The following is a 7,270-nucleotide window of genomic DNA, read 5'->3' on the forward strand; positions in this document are numbered from 1 at the left end:
CAACCTACTATGATTGCACATCTTCATGTAAAGGATATCTTCATATTCCTTTTCATCACAATTATATATACGGGGGCATATGCCCAGAAACAATATCCCGAAAATTTAAGCCCGGATCAAATTGATATAGGTTTGTATTACCAGTGGGGACCGGGAGCCAATAATTCCGGTTATGGTTGGAGCTATCCCTATGGTACCAAATTGACACTTAATGGAAGCGCTTATAGGAATTTTGAATTGCTGGTGACCCATTATCCATATGGCAAGCTCAAGCTGCGTCAATGGTCTCCGGACAATCAATGGACGACTTGGCGGAATATACCTATCGCTGATGAGAATGGAAACATTGGGTTAGGCATTGACAATCCCGAAGCTAGGTTAGATATATACAGTGAAATGCGCATCAGCAGTAGAAATGAAAGGGACAATACATACTTGAGAATTAACCGCGGAAGTTCAGGGAGGGACCGTGCGGTAGTTTCTTTCGGACAAGGAAACCAATATAAATGGCATGTAGGGCTTTTGTATAGGGGCGGTGCTGCGAATTCAGATTTTTTTATAAGCCAACAAAGTGAAATTAGGGATGGTAATGGAAATTATGTGCATACCCCAGATTTTACGATCAAACAAAATGGTAACATAGGAATCGGTACTGAAAACCCGGATGCTAGATTAACCGTTGTAGGTGATGTTCATGCCCAAGAAGTCAAAGTAGACCTAAACGGAGCGGTTGCTCCCGATTATGTGTTTAAGGAGGATTACGAACTTAAAACTTTGGAAGAAGTTAAGAGGTTTATTCAAAGTGAAGGTCATTTACCCAATATCCCTTCGGCAAATGAAATGGAAGAAGAGGGAATCAACCTCAAGGCAATGAACCTGAAGCTTCTGGAGAAAATCGAAGAATTGACTTTGTATGCCATAGAGCAGCACAAGACGAATGATCAACAAAGTAAATTCATCAAAACACTTTTGTCCAGACTTGAAAAACTCGAAAAACAGAATATTGAATTAAGTGAACAGATTGAATCAATAAAAAAGAAAATAAAATGATTAAAAAATTACTTTCAGTCATATTTTGCATAGTATCGGGCTATGGCTTTTCGCAGACAAATACTTTCCCGAATTCCGGGAATGTAGGTGTTGGAACTTCAAGCCCCCAAACCAAGCTCCACATATATAAAGGAAACTCAGGAGGGAGTATACATTACATGTCAGATATTGTTATAGAAGACAATGATAATGGGATGATCAATATCCTAACCCCAGATACTAAAAATGGATACTATGGATTTGCTGACCAGGATGATAATTTCGTAGGTGGGATTCAATATAATCACCCCAATGATGAAATGTATTTCAGGGTAAACAACCATGGTGGCAACAATGCGGATATGGTTATAAAGAAAAATGGTTTTATAGGAATTGGCACAACAACACCAGAGTACAGATTACATGTTTCTACGGGGGTTAGGTTTAGAAGGACAGCAATCAGTACGATATCTGCCAGTGCCGAGAATAGTTGGGTCAGGGACACATGGCTGACCGGGAATAACAACCCTCCCAAATGGAACCAGTCAACTGCACGATGGGAAAGATCATCAGGTGTTTATAATGATATAGGGGGAATTATGTGGCAGGACGAAGGCACCTATTTTATAAGGGAAAAAGCCGGTACTCAAACTGAATACACAAATAGTGAATTGCTCAACAAGGCTTTTTTGTTTTCTGATATGTTTACCGGGAATATCGGCATAGGGACGAACAATCCTGGGAGTTGGAAACTAGCAGTCAACGGAAAAATCCGAGCCAAAGAAATCAAAGTCGATACAGATTGGAGCGACTTCGTTTTTGAAGAGACCTATACACTTCCATCGCTTGAAGATGTAGAACAACACATCAAGGAAAAAGGACACCTAAAGGATATCCCATCAGCCAAAGAAGTAGAGGAAAACGGGATCTATCTAGGGGAGATGGACGCTAAGTTGTTGCAGAAAATAGAGGAGTTGACGCTTTATACCATAGCACAGCAAAAAATGATAAAAGAGCAACAAGAACTCCTGAAGCAGCAGGAAAAAAACTTTGCAAAAATAATTGCAGGACTAAAGGAAGAAATAGACACAATAAAGAATAAAAAATGAGAAAACATTACTTTTTATATCTCTTGATACCGACAGTCAATGGAGATATTCATGCTAAAGAGATCAAAGTTGACTTAAATGGTGCTGTTGTACCAGATTATGTTTCTGGGGAGGACAATGAATTACATTCTTCGGAAGAAATACAGGCCCATATTAAGGAAAAAAGGCATTACTTCTACTAAATAAATAGAAGAAGAAGGGATTAATCTTAAAAGAATAAATTTAAAAGTTATTGGAAAAGTTGTAACATCAGCAATTAAAGTAAAATTAGGATAAAAACTATAATTATTTAACCAAACCAAAAAACTTTACTTATGAAAAGAATCTTACTAGGGTTTCTATTGATAAATAGTTGCCTTTACGGGCAAATCAATATTGAACTTCCCAATTTGAGTCCTACATCACCAACAGCCTATCAATTCACAAAATATGGTGAAGTAGAAGTTAATGAATCTACGGGAACCGTAAATCCTGTTATTCCCATCCATACCTTTCAGACTGGAGAAATAGAAATCCCCATTGTACTGAATTATTCGGGTAATGGGGTAAAAGTAGCTCAGGAACCTACCTGGGCAGGGATAAACTGGAACCTTACTCCCGGAGGGGTTATTACCAGGCAGGTAAGAGATGAGATCGACGAAAAAACTGCGGCTTCCAAGAAAAAATATTATACGACAAGTGAACTGGATAATATGGAAGGAGCCTATCAATACAATAATTCAGGGACTGAGTGGTACACTGAACTTTATGCCATTGCCAATCCGTTGAGTGATATTGATTCAGAGGTGGATATTTTCAATTATAATTTTTTGGGATATTCCGGCAGTTTTTATCTTGATGAAGATTTGAACACCCATTTGATTAAGTATGACAAGGAATTGGATATTTCTTTTCAATACATGCAGAATAATAAAAGCATAATCGTGATTAAAACCCCGGAAGGAGATAGTTACTTTTTTGGTGGGCCGGATGCTTCAGAATCTTCTAGAACCTGGGCTAACAACGGAAGTGGGTCTACCGTAGGTATAGAATATGCCCAGAATGCTTTTTACCTCTATAGGATTTCACCATACAACGGGGGCACAATAAACTTTGAATATGAACAGGTTAATTCTGGAGGATATACAAACTATGTGATTGATAAACAGGAACTTTTGGCGAAATATATAGGGAGTGAGAGTAATTGTGGAGGAGGAGCCCCGACCTATAAACGTGAAACACCGAGGGACATTTATCTCGATATAGAATCTCTGGTGGTGTTGAAAAAAATAACCTCAACTTTTAGTAATACCTACGTGGAATTTTCTTCTTCCCAATTGGGAAATAGAAAACGGAAGCTTCAGAATGTTTTTATTAGGGATGTCAATACTGATATTTTAAAGAAAGTCGAGTTGCAATACCTCACGATCGATACAGAAAGTAATTTTTCTGAAAATCGTTTTTTTCTTCAAAAAGTTGATTTCTATGATAAAGACCTTTCAAAAGTTTATGGCTATCAAATGGAGTACAATTCGCCTGAAGAACTACCATCCAAGCGATCATATGCCCGGGATTACGGAGGATATTATAATGGGATCGAAAGCAATGAAACCCTATTACCTATACATCCATTTTTTAAGGGTGCAGGATCGCTGGCAAATAGGGAGGTAAGCTTTTATGATATGCGATATGGCTCTTTATCTAAAATTACCTATCCGACAGGAGGATATTCGGTTTTTGAGTATGAAGTCCCTGTTATAGATTATATAAGTCAGGTTGATGAAAGTACCGCCTTCGTCTATCATAATGACCCTGCCAGAAATGGAGAAAGTAAATATCAGGATTTTTTGCGTTATCAGGGAAATGGAGTATTTTATTTGGAAGCCGGACAGGTAATTCCGGTGCATTTGACGGCCACCACTGTTGGGGATTTGAATAGTTATAATAAAATTACAATTACCGCTATGCAAACCTTAGGAGGGGAAGGTGATATTTTATATTCCATGGGAATAGGAAACCCAGAAAATTCTACAAAAAATTACGATCAAAGTTTTTCGATAGAAATTCAGGAAACCGGTAACTATCACTTTCAGTTGAGTCTTGATTTACATGATACTGCTATAAATGACCAAACATTAAACATAAATGCCAGTGTTGGGATGGAAATTCCCAATGGAACGTTAGAACCTGTATACTTTCCGTCGCTAAGAATTAAGAATATCAGGACGTATAGCCCTGAAAAGAACGAACCTTATATTGTACGATATTATTATAATAAGAAAGAGAACATAAGTACTGAGGTTAATTCATTAGTAAATAAACCAACATATATCTATGAAACTGCAACGGATGTAAGTTGTGGAGGACTCCTTTATGACACGAATTATTTTAGACATCTTACCGCCAATGCATTGAATAATGTTTATGGGGATGATACCGGGAAGATACTTTATCCTTATGTCACAATTAGTTATGGAGGTTATGATTTTGAGCAGGGTGGAAAGGAATTGTGGTTTAATGCAAATTCGGAAGGAGCTCCCAGACCATATATAGGTGATATTGAAAGGGAAGTATATTATACCTATGGTGATAATAATACTAGCTATGCTAATTCTGTACTTTCTCAAGAACTGATTTTCAAATATGATAATGCACAGGATGAATTTATCCCGTTAAAAAGGACTCGATATTGGTATGGTGGAGTAACAGGAACTCATACCATGCATAATATAAAAACTTCGAGATATGTTTTTAATTCATTAGGAGCCCCGGATATACGGGATTTTAATTTTGGAACATATGACATATCGTCCAGAAAATATACCCTTAAAAAAGTAGAAACTGAAGATTATCCGGAAGATAATGGGCAAATGATAAAAAAAATAAAAGAGTTTACTTACTCTTCATATATAGATCGCCCTCTTTCTGTAAAAACAACAGATAGTGAAGGTCTTGTCGAAGAGAAAAAAATGTTTTACCCCTTGGATGTTAACAGTAAAGACGAATATCTCACTTCTCAAGAAAAAGAATTAATTCTTGATCTTCATCAGCACCACCGGATAACAGATCCATATCTTGAGGAAATGTATCGTGATGGAAAACTTCAGGAATCCAGACTTACTGTTTTTTCAAATGAGTGGGTTGAAAACCGGATATGGCCCAAGCAGTTAAAAACAGCCAAGACTGGTAATGGGATAATTGGAATAGAAGATTTTAAAAACAGGATAGAATACAGTTATAATTTTTATGGCCGTTTACAGTATGTTGCTTTAACAGAAGGATCCACTACCCGATATATGTATAACGCAAACCAACAAGTAGTCCTGAAAATAGAGAATTACGATCCTGCAAATATCGATGATGGTGTGCTCTCTTCATCTCCTTGTTTTGAACAGGATACTTATCCCGGGGCATTAGTTACGAAATATGTATATGACCCGGATAATGATAACCTGATAAGCATAAAAGACCCTAGATGTTATACTACCTATTATACCTATGATACTTTCAGCCGCCTGCGGTTCATCAAGGACGAGACGGGCAAGCTTTTGGAAGAATACAAGTACCACTATAAAAACTGATCCCTATGAAGACCAATACAATATTACCCCTGTTTCTTTTTATTTTCAGCATAACGGCCACGGCCTGGTCCCAGACCCCGCCGGCGACGGTGGTCAAGCAGGACTATACACTGAACTCCGGTGAGAGCGACAGCTATACGGCCACGCAGAGCATCACCCTGAAGCCCACGACGTGGATCAAGGCGGGGAGCAGCTTTTCGGCCAAGGTGGTCCCGGACGCCTATATCAACATCACCTTGAGCAGTACGGAGAACTACATCCTGAACCGGAGCTACCAAAGGGGGATGACGGGCACCGGCGGGATCCAGCTCAACGGCGACGTGATCGAGAGCGTGACCTATTTCGACGGCCTTGGCCGGGCGAAGCAGCAGGTGGAGGTAAAAGCCTCCCCGGACAAAAAGGACCTGGTGACCCATATCGGTTACGATGATTTCGGCAGGCAGGACAAGGAGTGGCTTCCGTACAAGAACACGGGCACCCCGGGCACCTACCGGGGAGGGGACCAGGAGACGAACACGGGCAACTACTATGCGTCGCGTTACCCGGAGGATATCACCGGCACCGCCCCGAACCCGTTTTCCCAGAAGGGCTTTGAGGCCTCACCGCTGAACCGTGTGCTGCAACAGGCGGCGCCGGGCCATGACTGGCGCCTTGGGGGAGGCAGGGAGATCAAGATGGACTACCAGGCCAATACCGGGACAGAGGTAAAAAGGTACAAGGTAGATATAACGGTCACGACGGCCAACACGATAAAGGTCTATACGCCCTCACTGGTACTGGACGGGTCATATACAGCAGGGACACTGTACAAGACGGTGACCAAGGACGAGAACTGGAAACCCACCCAGACCTATCTAAAAGATCATACCACGGAAGAGTTCAAGGACAAACAAGGGCGTGTGGTACTGAAACGTACCTATGACAACAATGCCCCCCACGACACCTATTATGTCTACGACGACTACGGGAACCTGACGTACGTACTGCCGCCGAAGGCGGAGCCCCACTCGGCAAAGCCGACGGCGACGGAACTGAACGAACTGTGCTACCGGTACCGTTATGACGAACGGAACCGTTTGGTGGAGAAAAAGGTACCGGGCAAAGGTTGGGAGTACATTGTGTACAACACCCTGAACCAACCGGTGCTGACCCAGGACACCAAACTGAAGAACCAGGGCAAATGGCTGTTCACCAAGTACGATGCCTTTGGGAGGGTGGCCTATACGGGGACCCATAACAGTACAAGCGGCAGGACGGCCCTGCAACAGGCAGCGAACAACACGACAACCTATGACCAGTACGTGACAAAGACCGGGGCCAACACCTATGCGGGGACGACCGTGTATTATGGCAACGAAGCCATTCCCCAAGGGATGGCCGAGATACTGACCATCAACTATTACGACAATTACACCTTTGACAAAGCAGGGCTGAGCGTCCCGACCAGTGTACTGGGACAGGCGGTGGACACCCGTACGAAAGGCCTGGCCACGGGGAGCAAGACCAGGGTGCTGACCACCGACCAGTGGATCACGACCCTCACGGCCTATGACAAAAAGGGCAGGGCGGTCT

At 41.6% G+C, this 7,270-nt stretch carries 5 protein-coding genes; all 5 read left to right on the top strand.

Translation table 11 applies throughout. From position 1 onward, the window contains the following. The first annotated feature begins 9 nt into the window (after positions 1 to 9). Positions 10 to 1,050 carry a KOW domain-containing RNA-binding protein gene (locus tag OOZ15_RS10395; RefSeq protein WP_265956339.1) on the top strand — a complete coding sequence of 347 codons (1,041 nt, stop codon included), beginning with the start codon at positions 10 to 12 and terminating at the stop codon, positions 1,048 to 1,050. After that, a complete protein-coding gene (locus OOZ15_RS10400; RefSeq protein ID WP_265956340.1) occupies positions 1,047 to 2,138 on the top strand; it encodes a hypothetical protein in 1,092 nt (363 codons plus the stop codon). The genes OOZ15_RS10395 and OOZ15_RS10400 overlap by 4 nt, the downstream gene beginning before the upstream one ends. Continuing rightward, positions 2,135 to 2,320 (top strand): hypothetical protein, encoded by a 186-nt coding sequence (locus OOZ15_RS10405; protein ID WP_265956341.1) that lies wholly within the window; start codon positions 2,135 to 2,137, stop codon positions 2,318 to 2,320. Before OOZ15_RS10400 ends, OOZ15_RS10405 begins: the two co-directional genes overlap by 4 nt. A 132-nt stretch (positions 2,321 to 2,452) precedes the next feature. Then, complete coding sequence (locus OOZ15_RS10410) at positions 2,453 to 5,698, top strand: hypothetical protein (protein WP_265956342.1); 3,246 nt, start codon at positions 2,453 to 2,455, stop codon at positions 5,696 to 5,698. Positions 5,699 to 5,703: 5 nt separating this feature from the next. Next, on the top strand, positions 5,704 to 7,270 hold a 1,567-nt coding region (locus OOZ15_RS10415; RefSeq protein ID WP_265956343.1), incomplete at its 3' end, for a DUF6443 domain-containing protein.

Origin of the sequence: Galbibacter kalidii, assembly GCF_026241135.1 — a bacterium.
Lineage (GTDB): Bacteria > Bacteroidota > Bacteroidia > Flavobacteriales > Flavobacteriaceae > Galbibacter.